The sequence below is a fragment of the Hymenobacter cheonanensis genome (genome assembly GCF_030581075.1).
GTDB lineage: Bacteria > Bacteroidota > Bacteroidia > Cytophagales > Hymenobacteraceae > Hymenobacter.
Window position 1 is genome coordinate 96,062 of record NZ_JAUQSW010000011.1, and the last position, 16,830, is coordinate 112,891.

The 16,830-nt window shown below is 63.0% G+C and carries 16 protein-coding genes; 8 read left to right on the plus strand and 8 right to left on the minus strand.

What is annotated here, in order from left to right; genetic code table 11:
• Positions 1-84 precede the first annotated feature (84 nt).
• Positions 85-1,410, plus strand: coding sequence for a leucine-rich repeat-containing protein kinase family protein (locus Q5H89_RS18770; RefSeq protein ID WP_305020889.1), 1,326 nt, complete (start codon positions 85-87; stop codon positions 1,408-1,410).
• A 208-nt stretch (positions 1,411-1,618) separates the two neighbouring features.
• On the opposite strand, the gene Q5H89_RS18775 is transcribed toward Q5H89_RS18770, so the two are convergent.
• The 3 genes from Q5H89_RS18775 to Q5H89_RS18785 all read right to left on the minus strand — a co-directional run bounded on the left by Q5H89_RS18775 (position 1,619) and on the right by Q5H89_RS18785 (position 4,895).
• Entirely contained in the window at positions 1,619-2,749 is a 1,131-nt protein-coding gene (locus Q5H89_RS18775; protein WP_305020890.1) for an aminotransferase class I/II-fold pyridoxal phosphate-dependent enzyme, read from the minus strand.
• Between the two features lie 88 nt (positions 2,750-2,837).
• Positions 2,838-3,542, minus strand: a complete 705-nt coding sequence (locus Q5H89_RS18780) for an acetyltransferase (protein WP_305020891.1) — start codon at positions 3,540-3,542, stop codon at positions 2,838-2,840.
• Between the two features lie 36 nt (positions 3,543-3,578).
• Positions 3,579-4,895 (minus strand): ammonium transporter, encoded by a 1,317-nt coding sequence (locus tag Q5H89_RS18785; protein WP_305020892.1) that lies wholly within the window; start codon positions 4,893-4,895, stop codon positions 3,579-3,581.
• Between the two features lie 259 nt (positions 4,896-5,154).
• Between Q5H89_RS18785 and Q5H89_RS18790 the strand changes: the two genes are divergently transcribed.
• Positions 5,155-5,403 (plus strand): hypothetical protein, encoded by a 249-nt coding sequence (locus Q5H89_RS18790; protein ID WP_305020893.1) that lies wholly within the window; start codon positions 5,155-5,157, stop codon positions 5,401-5,403.
• Between the two features lie 72 nt (positions 5,404-5,475).
• Here the strand turns inward: Q5H89_RS18790 and Q5H89_RS18795 are convergent, their stop codons facing one another.
• Together Q5H89_RS18795 and Q5H89_RS18800 are read right to left on the minus strand one after the other, a co-directional pair.
• Positions 5,476-5,751 (minus strand): hypothetical protein, encoded by a 276-nt coding sequence (locus Q5H89_RS18795; protein WP_305020894.1) that lies wholly within the window; start codon positions 5,749-5,751, stop codon positions 5,476-5,478.
• Positions 5,752-5,880: 129 nt separating this feature from the next.
• On the minus strand, positions 5,881-7,128 hold the full coding sequence (locus tag Q5H89_RS18800; RefSeq protein WP_305020895.1) for an S-adenosylmethionine:tRNA ribosyltransferase-isomerase: 1,248 nt from the start codon (positions 7,126-7,128) through the stop codon (positions 5,881-5,883).
• Positions 7,129-7,275: 147 nt separating this feature from the next.
• On the opposite strand from Q5H89_RS18800, the gene Q5H89_RS18805 reads away from it, so the two are divergent.
• Positions 7,276-9,348, plus strand: a complete 2,073-nt coding sequence (locus Q5H89_RS18805; protein WP_305020896.1) for a peptidylprolyl isomerase — start codon at positions 7,276-7,278, stop codon at positions 9,346-9,348.
• A gap of 55 nt (positions 9,349-9,403) precedes the next feature.
• Positions 9,404-10,210 (plus strand): mechanosensitive ion channel family protein, encoded by an 807-nt coding sequence (locus tag Q5H89_RS18810; protein ID WP_305020897.1) that lies wholly within the window; start codon positions 9,404-9,406, stop codon positions 10,208-10,210.
• Positions 10,211-10,335: 125 nt separating this feature from the next.
• Here Q5H89_RS18810 and rsmG read toward each other — a convergent pair whose 3' ends face one another.
• From rsmG to Q5H89_RS18825, 3 genes are all read right to left on the minus strand, one after another.
• Entirely contained in the window at positions 10,336-10,950 is a 615-nt protein-coding gene (gene rsmG, locus Q5H89_RS18815; RefSeq protein WP_305020898.1) for a 16S rRNA (guanine(527)-N(7))-methyltransferase RsmG, read from the minus strand.
• A gap of 136 nt (positions 10,951-11,086) precedes the next feature.
• Complete coding sequence (locus Q5H89_RS18820; RefSeq protein ID WP_305020899.1) at positions 11,087-11,710, minus strand: RNA polymerase sigma factor; 624 nt, start codon at positions 11,708-11,710, stop codon at positions 11,087-11,089.
• Positions 11,701-12,822, minus strand: coding sequence for a glycosyltransferase (locus tag Q5H89_RS18825; RefSeq protein WP_305020900.1), 1,122 nt, complete (start codon positions 12,820-12,822; stop codon positions 11,701-11,703). The genes Q5H89_RS18820 and Q5H89_RS18825 overlap by 10 nt, the downstream gene beginning before the upstream one ends.
• A gap of 78 nt (positions 12,823-12,900) precedes the next feature.
• Here Q5H89_RS18825 and tgt point away from each other — a divergent pair, with 78 nt between their 5' ends.
• The 4 genes from tgt (at position 12,901) to Q5H89_RS18845 (ending at position 16,725) form a co-directional block, all read left to right on the plus strand.
• Positions 12,901-14,031 carry a tRNA guanosine(34) transglycosylase Tgt gene (gene tgt / locus Q5H89_RS18830; RefSeq protein WP_305020901.1) on the plus strand — a complete coding sequence of 377 codons (1,131 nt, stop codon included), beginning with the start codon at positions 12,901-12,903 and terminating at the stop codon, positions 14,029-14,031.
• A gap of 144 nt (positions 14,032-14,175) precedes the next feature.
• On the plus strand, positions 14,176-14,460 hold the full coding sequence (locus Q5H89_RS18835) for a GIY-YIG nuclease family protein (RefSeq protein WP_305020902.1): 285 nt from the start codon (positions 14,176-14,178) through the stop codon (positions 14,458-14,460).
• Positions 14,461-14,563: 103 nt separating this feature from the next.
• Entirely contained in the window at positions 14,564-15,643 is a 1,080-nt protein-coding gene (locus Q5H89_RS18840; protein ID WP_305020903.1) for an LptF/LptG family permease, read from the plus strand.
• Between the two features lie 149 nt (positions 15,644-15,792).
• Positions 15,793-16,725 (plus strand): DMT family transporter, encoded by a 933-nt coding sequence (locus Q5H89_RS18845; RefSeq protein WP_305020904.1) that lies wholly within the window; start codon positions 15,793-15,795, stop codon positions 16,723-16,725.
• Positions 16,726-16,830 lie beyond the last annotated feature (105 nt).

Sequence of the window (16,830 nt, forward strand, 5' to 3'; positions counted from 1 at the left end):
ATTGATAGTCTACCGCGGGGCTAGTGTTGGCTTTGGGAGTAGTTTCCCGGCGCCTTGCCCGGTCTAGCCCGACCTTTGTGCCCCATGCACACCCTAGCCCAACTCCGCGCCGGCCAGCTCGCGGGCACGCGCCGCCTCGATTTATCGGCGGGCCTCACCGAGTTCCCGGAAGAAATTTTTGACCTTGCCGATTCGCTCGAAATCCTCAACTTGTCGGGCAACCGGCTGTCGGCGCTGCCGGCCGGCCTGGGGCGCCTGCACCGGCTGCAAGTGCTGTTTTGCTCCGATAATCAGTTTGCCGCCGTGCCCGAAGTGCTGGGCGAGTGCCCCCAACTGACAATGGTGGGCTTCAAGGCAAATAAAATTCGCACGCTGCCGCCCGCCGCCTTGCCGCCCGCCCTGCGCTGGCTCGTTCTCACCGATAACGAGCTTGAGAGCCTGCCGCCCGAAATTGGCCGGTGCACGCAACTGCAAAAATTGATGCTGGCCGGCAACCGCCTGCGCCACCTGCCCGCCGAGCTGGCCCGGTGCACGCAGCTTGAGCTGCTGCGCATTGCGGCCAACCAGCTCGAAGAGCTGCCCGCCTGGCTGCTAGCCCTGCCCCGCCTAAGCTGGCTAGCCTACGCGGGCAACCCCTTTTGCGCCGAGGCCGAGGCGGCCGTAGTAGCCCGGCACCCCACCGAGCCCATTGCCTGGCCCGCCCTAACGGTGCAGCAGCAGCTGGGCGAGGGCGCGTCGGGCGTCATTTACCAGGCGCGCTGGGCGCGCGCCGGCCAGCCGGACCGGGAAGTTGCCGTGAAGCTTTTTAAGGGCGCCGTGACGAGCGACGGCCTGCCCGCCAGCGAGATGGCCGCCTGCATCGGCGCCGGCCAGCACCCTGGCCTGATTGCGGTAGAAGGCAAAATAACCCAGCACCCGGCCGGCGCCGAGGGCTTGGTGCTGGACCTCATCGACCCCGCGTATGGCAACCTGGCCGGCCCGCCCAGCCTGGCTACCTGCACCCGCGATGTGTACGCCCCGGGCACCACGTTCGGGCTGGCGGCGGCCGTGCGCCTGGCCCACGGCATTGCCTCGGCGGCGGCGCACCTGCACGCGCAGGGCATTGTGCACGGCGACTTATACGCCCACAACATCCTGGCGACGAGGGCCGGCGATGCCTTGCTGGGCGACTTTGGCGCGGCCAGCTTCTTCGACGCGGCGGCTCCCGGCGCCCGCGCCTTGCAGCAGCTGGAGGCCCGCGCCTTCGGCTGCCTGCTCGAAGAGCTGCTGGCCCATTGCCCCACCGGCGAAGCGGCCCCGCTAGCCGCCCTGGCTGCTTTGCAGCGGCGCTGCCAGCAGCCGGCAGTGGTGGCCCGGCCGCTGCTGGCCGAAGTAGCGCAAGAGCTGGCCGGCCTGCTGCCAGCACGCTAGGGCTAGCGGAGCTATAAACAGCGGCTCCCTGAAGAGAACCGAGTCGCTGCTTCTTTAAGGAGCTGTCCGAACTGCTCTTAAGGGCTTCAGAGCAGTCGTTGTTGCGAGCGTAGCGGAACAAGTATACTTCGGCGGTTCGCCTTGCTGCTGCGCCGTGTCTCTAGGTAAATGATTGAGGTACAGCGATTGGCGCTAGCCAAAATGACTTTTAGGCCAGGGCTTCGCGCAGGGCTTTGGCTACGCGGCGCAGCTCCTCTTCGCCCATAGCGGTGCCGCTGGGCAGGCACAGGCCCCGGGCAAAAAGGTCGGCGCACACGGCGCCGCCATACCTGGGCGCCTCAGCAAAGAGCGGCTGCAAGTGCAGCGGCTTCCAGAGCGGGCGGCTTTCGATGCGGCGCGTTTCGAGGTGTTGGCGCACGGTTTCGGGGGTGGCGGCGGTGGCGGCTGGGTCGAGCAAAAGGGTAGTCAGCCAGCGGTTGGAATGGCTGCCGGGCCGCTCGGTAGCAGGGGCTATGGCCAGGCCGGGCAGGCTAGCCAGCTGCTCGCGATACCAGTTAAAAATCTCGCGGCGGCGCTTCACCCGGTCGGGCAGCAGCTCCATTTGGCCGCGGCCAATGCCGGCCAGCAGGTTGGAGAGGCGATAGTTGTAGCCCACCTGCGAGTGCTGATAGTGCGGGGCCGCATCCTTGGCCTGGGTAGCCAGAAAGCGGGCGCGCTGGGCCAGCTCTTTGTCGTAGGTTACGAGGGCGCCGCCGCCGCTGGTGGTCAGTATCTTATTGCCGTTAAACGAAAACACGCCCACCCGGCCGAAGCCGCCCAGCGGCTGGTGCTGCCACTGCGAGCCCAGCGCCTCGGCCGCATCTTCCAGCACGGGCAGCCCAAACTCGGTGGCCAGGGCTAGCAGCTCGGGCAGCAGGGCGGGCATGCCGTAGAGGTGCACCAGCAGCAGGGCTTTCGGCTTCTTGCCCTGCCGGATGCGGTCTTCAAGGGACTCGCGCAGGCGCACGGGGCACATGTTCCAGGTGTCGGCCTCGCTATCGACAAACACCGGCGTGGCCCCGCAATACAGAATGGCATTGGCCGTGGCCACAAACGTGAACGAAGGGCACAGCACCTCATCGCCCGGCCCCACGCCCAGCAGCAGCAGCCCCAGGTGCAGGGCGGCCGTGCCCGAGTTGAGCGCCACGCAGTAGGGCACGCCCACCGCCGCGCAAATGTCGGCCTCGAAGCCATCCAGGTTGGGCCCCACCGGGGCTACCCAGTTGTCTTCCACCGCCTTGTGCAGGTAGTTTAGCTCGTGGCGGCCCAGGTGGGGAGGCGAAAGGTAGATGCGGTCCAAGAGATAGCTAGGGGTTATGAGTTAAAAGTTAGGAATCAAAAGCAGTGAGTAGAGCGACTAAATCAACTCCTAACTCCTGACTTTTAACTCATAACTCTGCCTTGCCGCCAGGCCGGGCGGGCACGCCCACGGCGGTGCAGCCGGCGGGCAGGTCGCGCACTACCACGGCGCCGGCGCCCACGGTAGTGCGCGCGCCCACCCGCACCTGGTGGATAACGGTGGCATTGGTGCCCAGGTATACGCCGGGCCCCAGGTGGGCCGCGCCGCCCACGTTGGCGTGGGGCATGAGCGAGCAAAAATCTTCAAGCACGGCATCGTGGCCCAGGGTGCAGCCCAGGTTCAGAAGCACGAAGCGGCCCAGCGTGATATCGCAGGTGAGAATGCAGCCGCGCTGAATCAGGCAGCCCTCGCCCAGCGCAATGCGCTGCGCCGGGCGCAGCGCCACCTGCGGGTGCACCAGCGCTGGAAACGAGAGCTGCGCCGCCGCCGCCAGGCGGCCCACCACGGCGGCCCGGCCCGCGCTGCTGCCCACGGCCACGGCCACCGCCAGGGGGATAGCCGTGGCCAGGAGGTCGGCCACGGTGCCGAGGTAGGGGAGGCCGCCCACGGTAGGCGCGGCGGGCGCGCGGTCGTCGTAAAAGCCGCGCAGGTCCCAGGCAGTATCACCGGCCTCGTTTATTTGGGCTACCAACTGGGCTATTTCGCGGCCTAGCCCCCCGGCGCCCACTAGTACGAGGGGCCGGGGGGCTAGGGGTGGGTTGGCTTCGTATTCCGAAAAAAATAACTGGGTCATGGGCAGCGGGCCACCGGGCTAGCTGCCGGGCGGATATCAGGCGGCCAGCAGGGTTTCGCCGTGCTGGCTGGTGTCGAGGCCGTGCGTCTCGTTTTCGGCATTTACCCGGATGGGCACGATAAAGTTAGTAACCCGGTATAAAAGCCACGAGCCACCGAAGGTAAAGATGCCCACTACCACTAGGGTGAGCAGGTGCGAATAGAGCAGCGCCGGGCCGCCGCCCGTGAACAGGCCGCCCTTTTGCGCAAACAGCGAGGTTGCCAGCATCCCCACGATGCCGCCCACGCCGTGGCACGGAAACACGTCGAGCGTGTCATCGAGCGTAGTACGGTTTTTCAGAATAACGGCCCCAAAACTCACGCCCGAAGCCAGAATGCCAATAGCAATGGCCGGCCCGTAGGCCACGTAGCCCGCCGCCGGCGTAATGGCCACCAGCCCCACCACGGCGCCCACCGCCGCGCCCATGGCCGAGGGCCGCTGGCCGCGGGCGGCTTCCAGCACCATCCACGTCAGCATAGCGGCGGCCGAGGCGAAGTGCGTGGTCACGAACGCCTGCACGGCCTGGGCATTGGCCCCCAGTGCCGAGCCGGCATTGAAGCCAAACCAGCCAAACCACAGCAGGCCGGTGCCCAGAATGACGAATGGAATATTGACCGGCGTGTGCGCGTGGCCATCGAGGTGCGCCCGGCGGCGGCCAATGGCCAGCGCCCCGGCCAGCGCCGCAAAGCCCGCCGAAATGTGCACCACCGTGCCGCCCGCAAAGTCGAGCACGCCCCACTTAAAGAGAAAGCCCTGCGGGTGCCAGGCCCAGTGCGCCAGTGGGCAGTAAATGAGCAGACTAAAGAGACAGATAAAAATGAGATAGCCCCAGAAGCGGATGCGCTCGGCAAAGCCCCCGCTGATGAGCGCCGGCGTGATGATGGCAAACTTGAGCTGAAACGCCGCGAACAGCACCAGCGGCAGCCCGGCCCCTAGCGTGGGATGCGGCGCCGTGCCCACATTATTGAACATGAAAAACGTGCGCGGGTCGCCAATCACGCCCCCGATGTCATCGCCAAAGGCTAGCGAAAAACCCACCACGTACCACAGCAACGAGATGACGCCTAGCGAGATAAAGCTCTGCAGCATCGTCGAGATGATGTTGCCCCGGTTTACCATGCCGCCGTAGAAGAAAGCTAGCCCGGGCGTCATCAGCAGCACCAGGGCCGTGGAAAACAGCATCCAGGCAATGTCGGCGGTAGCGAGTGTATTGGGGGCCGCATCGGGGTGGTGGTGCGGCATAAAAGCGGCTACCAGCGCCAGCACCACCAGTACCGCCAGCGAGGGGCGAGCAAGCAGTTGTTTACGTGACATAAATGATAAACTAGCGTAATGACCTCCGCGAAGATAGGGGGTAAGGCTAGTTTCTTGCTTATTTTGGTAAAAACTACTGCGATTTGACGGGTAAAAAGGAAGTAAAGCTTATAAAATTCCTCGATGCACCCAAAATAGGTGAGGTGTAAATTCTGCGGATTGGTTGTTGCTGGCGCTTGCAGACAACCTTGCTTTGGGGCGGAAGGTATGAAAAAGCAGGTGCGGCTAGCGGAGGCCGGGCCACTAGCTCCATAGATTCATGACACACAAGAAAAAATGGCTTCTTCTGGCCCCCGGCGGGCTCATGGCGATTGGCGCGGGCGCCTGCCTGGTCGACTGGGCCGGCACGATGAAAACGCAGGGTGCCCCACCCGCCAGGTGGATAATCGCCGGCACGGCGGCCCTGGCGGTGCTCAACGCGGGCGTCAGCATCTTCGCCCAAAGCGTGATAGAGAATGTGCTGTACCAGCTACGCGAAAAGCCAGCCGAAAACGCATCGGGCAACTAAACTGCCCGCCGGCAGACCACAAAAAAAGCCCTGGCTTCGGCCAGGGCTTTTTTTGGGCAGTCTTGGCTAAGACTAGTTTTCAGTTTTGGCTTCCATTTTCCGGCTGCCGCGCTTGGCTTTGCTGCTAACCTTATTGGCGCCGTGCTTGATTTTGCGACCAGCCTTCTTGGCTACGTTGCCGGCAGCATCGGCCGTGTTTTCGAGGGCAGCACCTACGTTGGTTTTGCCGGTTTTGGTAACAACCTTCTTTGTGCCGTTGTCACGAACCTTTACTTCAGTTTCGGGAGTTTGGGCGATGGCGGCGGTAGTGAACGCGCAGGCGGCGAGCAGCAAAATTACTTTTTTCATGACTTGAGTAGAAGGAGAAGAGGTGTTTTCGGAGCCTTTTACGCGGCCATCAGGGCCGGGTTGTCTCCGCTGGCCGCAATATTTCAAAGCCCGTGCCAAAGCCGACGTAGCCCGTTATAAGCCCGACCATTAGGGTAAAAGCAGTGAGGAGTCGCCGTAGCTCAAAAAGCGGTAGCCATGGGTTAGCGCGTGGTCGTACACCGCCCGCCAGCCCGGCCCTAGCAGCGCCGCCACCAGCAGCAGCAGCGTGCTTTCGGGCTGGTGAAAATTGGTAATCAGCCCCTGCACCAGCCGAAAGCGGTAGCCCGGCCCGATGAGTAGCTGCGTACTAGCCTCAATGGCTTCGGAGCCAGTGGCTTCTAAGTGAGCGAGCAGGGCTAGCAAGGCGGCCTCGGGAGTAATTTCGGTTTCGCCGGGGGCTAGCGGGGCGTAGGGCTGCCACTGCCCCACGCGCAGCTCGGCGCCGGGGCTAGCGGGTTGGCGCACCAGCGCCGCACCCAGCCAATACAGGCTTTCGAGGGTGCGCAGGCTGGTGGTGCCCACCGCGATAACCGGCCGCGGCCGGTGCCCTAGCAGCTGCCGCAACAAGCTGGCCTGCACAATAATAGGCTCGGCGTGCATGGGGTGGCCGGCCATGGTTTCGGCCTTCACTGGCTGAAAGGTGCCGGCGCCCACGTGCAAGGTTACGTAGCCGCTGGCCATGCCCTTGGCGGCCAGGTCGGCCAGCACTTCGGGCGTGAAATGCAGCCCGGCGGTGGGCGCCGCCACGGCACCCTCGTGGGCCGCGTACACGGTTTGGTAGCGCACGGCATCGGCGGCGGTGTCGGGGCGGTGCAGGTAGGGCGGCAGGGGCAGGTGGCCGGCCGCCCGCAGCACCTCGGCAAAGGGCAGCGAGGCGGGCGTCCAATTGAAATCAATCAGGCTTTCGCCGCTAGCCTCGTGGGCCTGGCGCACGGCCGTGAGCGTGGCGGGCCGGCCGGCAAAGCTGAAATTGAGCGTGACCGGGCCACTCTTCCAGCGGCGGCCGTTGCCCACCAGGCAGCGCCAGGTGCAGGCGCCGGTTTGCTGCAAGGCAGGCTCGATGGCCCGGTGCGGGGCCACCGGCTCCAGGCAAAACAACTCGACCATGCCGCCCGTGGGCCGCTGAGCCAGCAAGCGGGCGCGCACCACGCGGGTATCGTTGAAAATTAAGAGGCTAGCCGCTGGCAGCTCGCCGGACAGGTCGCGAAACGTCTTGTCGGCAATTTCACCGTGGCGGCTCACCAGCAGCTTGCTGGCGGCGCGGTCGGCCAGGGGCTCGGGCGCAATGCGGGCGGCGGGCAGGTCGTAGTGAAAATCCTGAATGCGGAGCTGGGAAGGGTCGGTAGGGGAGGGCATGAGCGGTGGCGCAAACTTGGTAGCTCGCGTTTTGCCCGTGACCTTGTGGGCTCGGAAGCGCGAGCTACAAAGGTCGCGCTGCCAGGCGCTAGCCCGCGCATACGCCCGATTGAATGCTATTTGCAGCGGCAAATTTCCGCCCGGCTCATGCTAAAATCGCTCGCGCTTCTCGCTTTCTTGTCCCTGCCGGCCCTGGCCGTGCCGCCCGCCCACCCGTATGCCGATGCGGTGCGCCGCCGCATTGCCACCGCCCAGGATGCCCGCCAAACGGCCACTCTGCTGCCTTTTCTGCAAGATAAAAACCCTGCCTACCGGGCCGCCGCCGCCGAAGCGCTAGCCTCGGTGCAGGATAAGAAGGCCGTGCCCGCCCTGCTGCCGCTGCTGCACGATGCCCGCCCCGCCGTGCGCCGCGCCGCCGCCTACGCCCTGGGCCAGACCGGCGACAGCCTGGCCGTGCCCGCCCTGGCCCAGCGCCTCGCCCAGCCCGAAGCCAGCGCGCTAGCCCGCCGCGCCACCTATGAGGCGCTGGGCCGCTGCGTCACCAAGCGCTCAGTCAGCCAGTTATGGGAGGTAAAGCTGCCCGGCCCCGACTCGGCCGCCGCGCCGGGCCAGGCCTGGGCGCTGTACCGCGCCAGCCTGCGCGGGCTGGCCATGCCCGAGGTGGTGCGCCGCGCCACGTTGCTGCTAGGCCAGCCGGGCGCCCGGCTGGCCCCGGCGCGGGCCGGCGCCTCGGCGGCCCTTACCCGGATGCGGGGCCAGGATTCGACGCTGGCGCGGGTGGCGCTACCGGCGCTGCTGCAAGCCGTCGGCACCGACCCTAGCTATTTTGTGCGCGAAAACTGCGCCTCGGCGCTGGGCCGGGTGGCGCGGCCGGCAGCGCTGGCTGCTTTGCTGAAGGCCGTTGGCAAAGACCCCGACCACCGCGTGCGCATTGCGGCGTTGCGCGCCTTGCCCACCAACCCCATCAAGGTAGTATCGGCCACGCGCCGGCCGGGCAAAGCGGCAAACCAGGTGATTTTACAAGTGAAAACCAGCGATACCGACAGCCTGCGTGTGCGCGCCGCCGGCCGGGCGCTGAGCGCGCCCCTGCCGCAGGAGTCGCTCACGGCCGCCGAGTGGTTTTTGAAAACCGCCCACGATACCACCACGGCCGACAATGAGGTAGACCGGGTGCGCTACGCGGCCGGCATCGCATTTTCGGCCCAAAACGCCCCCCACTGGCGCACCCGGGCCACGTTGCTGCAAGCGGCCCTGCGCCACGCCGCGGCCGAGCAGCGCCCGGCCCTGGCCGATACCATTCGCCAGCGCTACCAAAAAACGCCGAACCAATACGAGAAAGCCGCCTTGCTCACTGCCCTCAGCGAAGACCCGGCGCAGTTCGATTTTCTGGCCCAGGAAGCGGCCCTCACTACCGGCCCTACCATCGTGCCCGGCGCGGCCCTGGCGGCGCTGGTGAGCTTGCGCGGCAATAAAAATTTCTCTGCCGCCCGCCAGGCCGCTTTCACGGCCGCCCTGCGTCGGGCGCTGGCCAGCGCCGATGTGGCCCAGCTAGCCACTGCCGCAGAGGCATTTGGCAACGCTGCCCTGGTGCCCGCGCCTCAGCCCGAAGACCTGGCCGCCCTGCGCCAGGCCCAGGGCAAGCTCACGCTGCCCCGCGAAATTGAGGCGTGGCTAGGCTTGCAGCAGGCGCTGGATAAGCTCGAAAAGAAGCCGACGCCCACGCCCGCTCCGGTTGGCCCGGCCAGCCAGCATCCCATCGACTGGGCGCTGGTTCAAACCATTCCGGTGGGCCAGCGCGTGCAAATGACCACTACAAAGGGCGTTATCGTCTTGGAATTGAAAGTAGTAGAAGCCCCCGGCTCGGTAGCCAGCTTCGTGAGTTTGCTAAAGCAGCATTTCTACGACGGCCTGTATTTCCACCGCGTGGTGCCCGATTTTGTGGCCCAGGGCGGCGACCCTCGTGGCGATGGCTCGGGCAGCACGCCCTACAACCTGCGCTCCGAATTCAGCCAGCTCACCTACGGCGCCGGGGCCGTGGGGCTGGCCTCAGCCGGCAAAGACACCGAGAGCTGCCAGTTCTTTTTCACGCACCAGCCCACGCCGCACCTCGATGGCCGCTACACCATTTTTGCTCAGGTGGTGCAGGGCATGAGTGTGGTGCAGCAGCTCGAAATCGGCGATAAGATGCTGCGCGTTGAACTCCTGAAAACGCCCCGCTAGCCTCGTCTCGGCCATTATATTTGCCCAAGTCGCTTTTCCTAACGTTGCGTTGTCTATGCCTTTGCCAGTTGCCCTTTCCGTTTCTCAGCTCACTGTTTATACCGAGCGCCTCACGAGCCTCGTGGTGCTGTACCTGCCCCGGCTGCTGTCGGCGGTGCTGCTGCTCGTTATTGGCTGGTGGGTTATTGGGTGGGCTAGCCGGCTGGTATCGGCGGCCACGGCGCGGCTCGATGTGTCGCTCAGCTCGTTCCTGAGCAGCATGTTCAGCATTGCCCTCAAGGTGCTGCTGCTCATCTCAGCGGCCGGCATGGCCGGGTTCGAGACAACGTCGTTCGTGGCTATTCTGGGGGCGGCGGGCCTGGCCGTGGGCCTGGCCCTGCAAGGCACCCTAGCTAATTTCGCGGGCGGAGTGTTGATTCTGATTTTCAAGCCGTTTACCGTGGGCGATGTCATCGAAAGCCAGGGCAAGAGCGGCACCGTGCAGGCCATTCAGATTTTCAATACCCTGCTGCTCACCCCGCAGGGCGACACCATTATTCTGCCCAACGGCGCCACCTCCAACGGCGTCATTGTCAACAAGGCGCACCCGCAGCGTGCGCTGGTCGAAATTCAGCTGGAGCTGGCCAGCACCACCGACCTCGACGCCCTGCGCCAGCAGGCGCTGCCGCTGTTGCAGCGCGATGAGCAGGTGCTGCCCGAGCCTGCGCCGCAGGTTGCCCTCGTCAGCCTCAAGCCCGGCGCTACCATGCTGGTGGCCTTCCGCGCCTACACCGCCCCCGGCCAGGAAGATGCCACCCGCAACCGCTTGATGGAGAAGCTCCAGCAGCTATTTGCCGCCCAGGAAGCAACAAGTAAAAGCTAAGAACGTCCGTCATGCTGAGCTTGTCGAAGCATCTTGGTCGCGTTGTTAGGATTGGCGACCCTAGCAGTACGATTAAGATGCTTCGGCAAGCTCAGCATGACGGACGCTTTTTCGTTGTGGAAGTCCTACACCGGCACCACCACCACTTTTTTCGTCTCGAAAAATTCTTCCTGAAAAAAGTCCGACAAATTGACTTCGCGCGCTACCAGGCCGCTTTCGGCGATTTCCTCGGTCAGGTCGCCGCCTTTCAGGTAATACAAGCCGGCGCCTTTGGCGGGCTTGGCCTTGTAGCGGTGGGCTATCCAGGGGTGGAAGGTGGCTAGCCGGGCCACGGCGCGGCTCACCACAAAGTCGAATTTGGCGTGCACCTGCTCGGCGCGGGTTTGCTCGGCCGTCACGTTGGTCAGGCCCAGGTCGGCGGCCATAAACTGCACGGCCCTAATCTTTTTGCCGATGCTATCGACGAGGTGAAACTTCACCTCCGGGAATAGGATAGCCAGCGGCAGGCCCGGCAGGCCGCCGCCCGTGCCCACATCAAGCACCGCGCTGCCCGCCGGAAACTGCACCACCTTGGCAATACCCAGCGAGTGCAGAATGTGGCGCTCCAGGAGGTTGTCGGTGTCGGTGCGGGCCACCAGGTTTATCTGCGCGTTCCAGGCCTTAAACTCGGTTTCGAGGCGGGCAAACTGGGCTAGCTGCGGCTTGGTAAGATGGGGGAAGTAGGTAGTGAGAAGCTGCATAAAAAAAACTGTCATTGCGAGGAGGCACGACGAAGCAATCGCACCTGAACGGTACCCGAACGGCTCGTTCAGGTGCGATTGCTTCGTCGTGCCTCCTCGCAATGACAGGCGAGATTGATAGTACCGAAATAGACGATTAAATAAACTCTTTCTTGTCCTTCACCATGTCATAGAGCAGCTCGCGGGCGCGGTGCAGCTGGGCTTTCACGGTGCCGAGCGGGGCTTTCAGCTCGGTGGCGATTTCCTCGTAGCTCAGCTCGTCGAAGTAGCGCAGGCTCACGAGGCGCTGGTACTTATCGGGCAGGCGCGACACGACGTGGCGCATGATTTCGATTTTCTGGTTCTTAATCGTCGTGTCGGCCGGGTTGAGGTCGTTGTCGCGAAACTCCAGCTGAATCTCGTCGCCGTCGCCCATTTTCACGGCCGAGTCGATGCTCATCGTCTTGATTTTATTCTTGCGAATAAAGTCAATGCAATTGTTGGTGGCAATGCGGAACAGCCAGGTGCTGAACGCAAACTCGGGGTTGAATTTATGCAGGTTTTTGAACGCCTTGGCGAAGGCCTCGATGGTCAGGTCCTCGGCGTCGTCGGGGTTGCGCACCATCTTCAGCACGACGTGAAACACCGGCTTTTTGTAGATGTGCATCAGCTCGGCGTAGGCCTTCTCGTCGCCGTGGTCCACGGCTGCCCGGATAAGCTTGAAATCGTGCTTGGCCTTGGACGAGAACTGTTTCTGAATATCGGCAGGATTTACTTCCATTGGAGCGGGCGGCGGCGGAGCAAGGATGAACCCCAGGCGCAATAGAGGACGAAGTATAGAAAATCGAGGGCTGGCAGGGCCAGCGGGGGCAACGTAGTGCGCAAGCGGCGCGCTAGGGGTACATAAGTTAATAAGGCCAACAATGTTCGCGCCAACCAGATTATTGTCAAAGATACCAAGTTATCGCGGTTCCATCCAACTGCCAAAACGACGGGCGTAAGCGCGTAAAAAAGCACGTTGCTGCCCATAAAAAGGGCTAGCCGGCGGCGGTCGGCGGCCCGGTAGCGGCTGCCGGCCGAGAGGTGCCGCCGCTTCTGGCGCCACCAGGCGCCCCAGGTTTCGGCGGGCTGGCTCAGGGTCTGGGCGTCGGGGGCGGCCACCACGGCGGTGCGGGCGCCGGCGGCTACCGCGTCTTGCACCAGCAGGTCGTCGTCGCCGCTCAGGCGCCGGATGTGGCTGGCAAAACCCTTGGTGCTGTTGAAGGTAGCCTTGGTGTAGGCCAGGTTGCGGCCCACGCCCATGTAGGGGTGGCCGGCCCAGGCCAGGCCCAGGTATTGCGCGCCGGTAAGCAGCGTTTCGTAGCGAATGAGCTTGTTGAGCAAGCCCGGCGCCTCGGCGTAGCCGGAGAACCCTATCACGATATCGGCCCCGTTTTTCTGGGCAAAGCCGCGCTGCATCAGGCGCAGCCAGCCGGGGCTGACAGGCCGGCAGTCGGCATCGGTAAACAGCAGGCGCTCGTAGCGGGCGGCTTTGATGCCGAGCGTGAGCGCATATTTTTTGGGCGCAAAGCCGGCCGGCGTGCGCGCCACCGTCACGAGCCGGAAGCGACCCGGGTAATATTGGCTCAGCTGTTGGGCGTAGAGGTAGGTGTCGTCCTGGCTGCGGTCGTCGATGAGCACCAGCTCGAAACCAGCCGGGTATTCCTGGCGCAGCAGCAGCGGCACCAGCTCGCGCAGATTATCTAACTCGTTGTGCGCGCACACGATAATCGACACCGGCTCGTTGTCGGGGCCCGGCTCGCTAGCCCCGGCCTCGGCCGGGCGGCGGGTAAAAGGTCGAAAATACCGCCCCCAAAACCACCCTTGCACGAGCAGCAAGGGCAGCAAAAGCAAGGCGGGCGGCAAATGGGGGAGCGGAGATAACAACACGATACGAGCCGGCAAAGGTAAGCCGGCGGTAATTTTGGGAGAATGAAGTTTGACGTACTAGCCCACGACCCCGGCACCAAAGCCCGCGCCGGCCGCCTCACCACGGCCCACGGCGCTATCGAAACGCCCATTTTTATGCCCGTCGGCACGGCCGGCACCGTGAAAGCGGTGGGCCAGCGCGAGCTAAAGCAAGATGTGCAGGCCCAGATTATCCTCGGCAATACCTACCACCTCTACCTGCGCCCGGGCCTCGACGTGCTACAAGCTGCCGGCGGTCTACATCAGTTCAACGGTTGGGACGGGCCCATCCTAACCGATAGCGGGGGCTACCAGGTGTTTTCGCTTTCGGGAACCCGCAAGATTAAGGAGGAAGGCGTAACCTTCCGCTCGCACATCGACGGCTCGAAGCACCTGTTTTCGCCCGAGGGCGTGATGGATATTCAGCGCCGCATCGGGGCCGATATTATCATGGCCTTTGATGAGTGCACGCCCTGGCCCTGCGAGTACGACTACGCCCGCCGCTCGCTGGACATGACGCACCGCTGGCTCAAGCGCTGCATCCAGCGCCTCGACAGCACCGAGCCGCTCTACGGCTACGAGCAAACCCTATTTCCCATCGTGCAGGGCAGCACCTTCAAGGATTTGCGCGTGCAGTCGGCCGAGTTTATCGCCGCGCAGGGCCGCGCCGGCAACGCCATCGGCGGCCTCAGCGTGGGTGAGCCCGCCGAGCTGATGTACGAGATGACCGAGCTGGTCTGCGACATCCTGCCGAAGGACAAGCCGCGCTACCTCATGGGCGTGGGCACGCCGGCTAACATCTTGGAAAACATTGCGCTAGGGGTCGATATGTTCGACTGCGTGATGCCCACCCGCAACGCCCGCAACGGCATGCTGTTCACCACCCAGGGCATCATCAATGTGGGCAGTAAGAAATGGGCCGACGATTTTTCGCCCATCGACGAAGAGCTGGGCGGGCACGTGAGCAGCTTTTACAGCAAGGCCTACCTGCGCCACCTCATTCACTCGAAGGAGATACTAGGGGCCCAAATAGCCTCGCAGCACAACCTCACGTTTTACCTCTGGCTGGTGAAGCAGGCGCGCCAGCAAATCGTGGCCGGCACCTACGGGCCTTGGAAAACAGCGATGGTGGAAAAGCTGATGCGGCGGCTGTAAAAAAACCGTTTGTCATTGCGAGGAGGCACGACGAAGCAATCGCACCCGAACAGAACCCAAGCGGCTCGTCTTGGTGCGATTGCTTCGTCGTGCCTCCTCGCAATGACAAACACGATTAGTCTCAACTTGATAAAATGGTCTAGTATGAATGCCTATTACGTGTATATTATGACAAATAAATATCATACAGTTCTGTACATTGGTGTTACCAACGACCTAGAACGTCGGGTAGCCGAGCATAAGGCCGGCATGCACGAAGGCTTTACAAAGAGGTATAGTGTTAACAAGCTGGTCTATTTTGAAACATCGCCCAGTATTACGGCCGCCATCGAACGTGAAAAACAGTTAAAAGGCGGTTCTCGGTTGAAGAAGCTAGTGCTGATTAACGAGCAAAACCCGACGTGGCAGGATTTGATGGCGAAGTATTAGCTGCTGATTAAGCCGGTTAGATGCGATTGCTTCGTCGTTCCTCCTCGCAATGACAGGCGTATTTCTGTAATGACAGACGACTTTTTTATGATTTCGTGCGTAAATGAAAATCCTCGATAAATACATCATCTCCAAGTTTTTGACCGCGTTTTTTTTCACGGTCATCATGCTGGTGTCGGTGATATGCGTGATTGACTACACGGAGAAGAACGACGACTTTTTGCACCACAACCTCACGTTCTGGCACGTCTTCACGCACTACTACGTGTACCTGTTTCCGTACTTTTCCAACCTGCTGGCGCCCATTACCATCTTCATTGCGGTGGTGTTTGTGACCTCGCGGCTGGCGGCGCGCACCGAGCTGGTAGCCATGCTGGCCAGCGGCATGAGCTTCGAGCGGCTGCTGCTGCCCTACACCATGGGGGCCAGCATTATCGCGGTGCTCACGTTTGGGCTCATCAGCTGGGTTATCCCGAAGGGAACCAAGGAGATAGTGAAGTTTGAGAACCTGCACGTGCAGGAGCCCTGGAAATACGAGGGGCGCAACATTCACGTCAAAATAGGGCCGCGCAGCTACGCCTACCTGGAGAGCTACGACGCCGAGCACAACATCGGCTACCACTTTGCGCTCGAAACCATCGACAGCACCATTCTGCGCCGTCGCCTCACGGCCGATGCCCTGACCTGGGACTCGACCAAGCAGGCCTGGAAAATGACGCCCCAAACTGTGCGCACCTTTCACGGGCAAACCGCCGAGACGCTCCAGCTTATCCCGGCCCGCGATACTACGCTCAACCTCTACCCCAAGGACTTTGCCAGCACCTACCGCCTGGCCGAAACGTTGACTTCGCCCGAGCTTAACGACCTCATTGCCACCAAAATAATGCGCGGCGCCAACGACACGGCCCAGTACCTGAGCGTGAAGTACGAGCGCTATGCCTACCCGTTCGATACCATTATCCTGACCCTCATTGGGGTGGTGCTGAGTGCGCGCAAGAGCCGCGCCGGCGTGGGTGGGCAAATTGCGCTGGGCTTCGTGCTCGCCTTTATTTTCATCATCTTCGTGATGCTCTCGCGCAACCTGGCTTCGGTGGGCTCGGTGCCGCCCATGCTAGCGGCCTGGGTGCCGGGCATGGTATTTTCGGTCATTGGCGTGTTTTTGTATCGGGTGGTGCCCAAGTAGCAACCCCACAGTCGGCTGTCATTGCGAGCGCAACGAAGTGGAGCGCGGCAATCTTTCCTTAGCAGCTGGGATAATCCTCCACTCATGCAGCCGGCAAGGAATGATTGCCGCGCTCCACTTCGTTGCGCTCGCAATGACAACTAGATTATATGCTCAAAGACTACCTTAAGCTGCATTTTATCGTCCTGCTGTGGGGCTTCACCGCCATTTTGGGCAAGCTGCTCACGGTGCCGCCCGTTGAGCTGGTGTTTTGGCGCACCTTGCTGGCCAGCACCGGGCTAGCGGGCCTGCTGCTGGCGCGGCGCACCGGCTGGCGCGTGGCCCCGGCCGAGGCGCTGAAGCTGCTGGGCGTGGGCGCGCTGGTGGCGGCCCACTGGATTACGTTTTTTCTGGCCGCGCGCCTGTCGTCCGTTAGCGTGTGCCTGGCGGGGCTAGCCACGCTGGCCCTCTGGACCTCCTTGCTGGAGCCCCTGATTTTGTGGCGCCCGGTGCGGCCCTACGAGGTGGGGCTGGGGCTGCTGGCCATGCTAGGCCTGTATCTGATTTCGCAGGCCGAGTTTACGCAACTCACTGGCTTGCTGGTGGCGGTGGCCTCGGCGGGCTTGTCGGCGCTGTTCAGCGTGCTCAACTCGCAGCTCGTGAAGCGCCACGCGCCGGTGCGCCTCACCTTTTATGAGATGCTGGGCGCGTGCGGGAGCATTGTGCTGTTCTTCCCGGTTTACAGCCGGTATTTCACCCACGGCCAGGGCTTGCAGCTGGCCTGGCACGGCCTCGACTGGCTGTGGCTGCTGCTGCTGGCGGGCGTGTGCACGGTATACGCCTTCTCGTCGTCGGTCGAGCTGATGAAGCGCATTTCGGCCTTCGTGGTAAACCTGACCATTAACCTGGAGCCGGTGTATGGCATTGTGCTGGCGCAGAGTATGTTCGTGCTAGGGGTGCCGGGCTTTGGGCAGGAGAAAATGTCGGGCGGCTTTTACCTGGGCACGGTGCTCATCTTGGCCAGCGTGCTCGTGCACCCTGTGCTCGACCAGTGGAACCAGCGCCGCGCCCGCCAGCGCGCTGCAGCCGAGGTCGTAGTTTAAATGAAGAACGGTTGTCATGGCGCGCGCAGCGCCGCAAGCGCACCCGAGCGGTAGGCAAATGGCCGGCCCAAAAATCGGGCTGATGCAAGTGCCTCGCCAGGCTCG

Bases quoted from the DNA above. Each gene is read 5' to 3' on its own strand.
- Q5H89_RS18835 (WP_305020902.1), top strand. From the start codon at position 14,176: ATGAATGCCTATTACGTGTATATTATGACAAATAAATATCATACAGTT.
- Q5H89_RS18770 (WP_305020889.1), top strand. From the start codon at position 85: ATGCACACCCTAGCCCAACTCCGCGCCGGCCAGCTCGCGGGCACGCGC.
- Q5H89_RS18845 (WP_305020904.1), top strand. From the start codon at position 15,793: ATGCTCAAAGACTACCTTAAGCTGCATTTTATCGTCCTGCTGTGGGGC.
- Q5H89_RS18800 (WP_305020895.1), bottom strand. From the start codon at position 7,128: ATGCCCTCCCCTACCGACCCTTCCCAGCTCCGCATTCAGGATTTTCAC.
- rsmG (WP_305020898.1), bottom strand. From the start codon at position 10,950: ATGCAGCTTCTCACTACCTACTTCCCCCATCTTACCAAGCCGCAGCTA.
- Q5H89_RS18805 (WP_305020896.1), top strand. From the start codon at position 7,276: ATGCTAAAATCGCTCGCGCTTCTCGCTTTCTTGTCCCTGCCGGCCCTG.
- Q5H89_RS18780 (WP_305020891.1), bottom strand. From the start codon at position 3,542: ATGACCCAGTTATTTTTTTCGGAATACGAAGCCAACCCACCCCTAGCC.
- Q5H89_RS18820 (WP_305020899.1), bottom strand. From the start codon at position 11,710: ATGGAAGTAAATCCTGCCGATATTCAGAAACAGTTCTCGTCCAAGGCC.
- tgt (WP_305020901.1), top strand. From the start codon at position 12,901: ATGAAGTTTGACGTACTAGCCCACGACCCCGGCACCAAAGCCCGCGCC.
- Q5H89_RS18795 (WP_305020894.1), bottom strand. From the start codon at position 5,751: ATGAAAAAAGTAATTTTGCTGCTCGCCGCCTGCGCGTTCACTACCGCC.
- Q5H89_RS18810 (WP_305020897.1), top strand. From the start codon at position 9,404: ATGCCTTTGCCAGTTGCCCTTTCCGTTTCTCAGCTCACTGTTTATACC.
- Q5H89_RS18790 (WP_305020893.1), top strand. From the start codon at position 5,155: ATGACACACAAGAAAAAATGGCTTCTTCTGGCCCCCGGCGGGCTCATG.
- Q5H89_RS18840 (WP_305020903.1), top strand. From the start codon at position 14,564: ATGAAAATCCTCGATAAATACATCATCTCCAAGTTTTTGACCGCGTTT.
- Q5H89_RS18785 (WP_305020892.1), bottom strand. From the start codon at position 4,895: ATGTCACGTAAACAACTGCTTGCTCGCCCCTCGCTGGCGGTACTGGTG.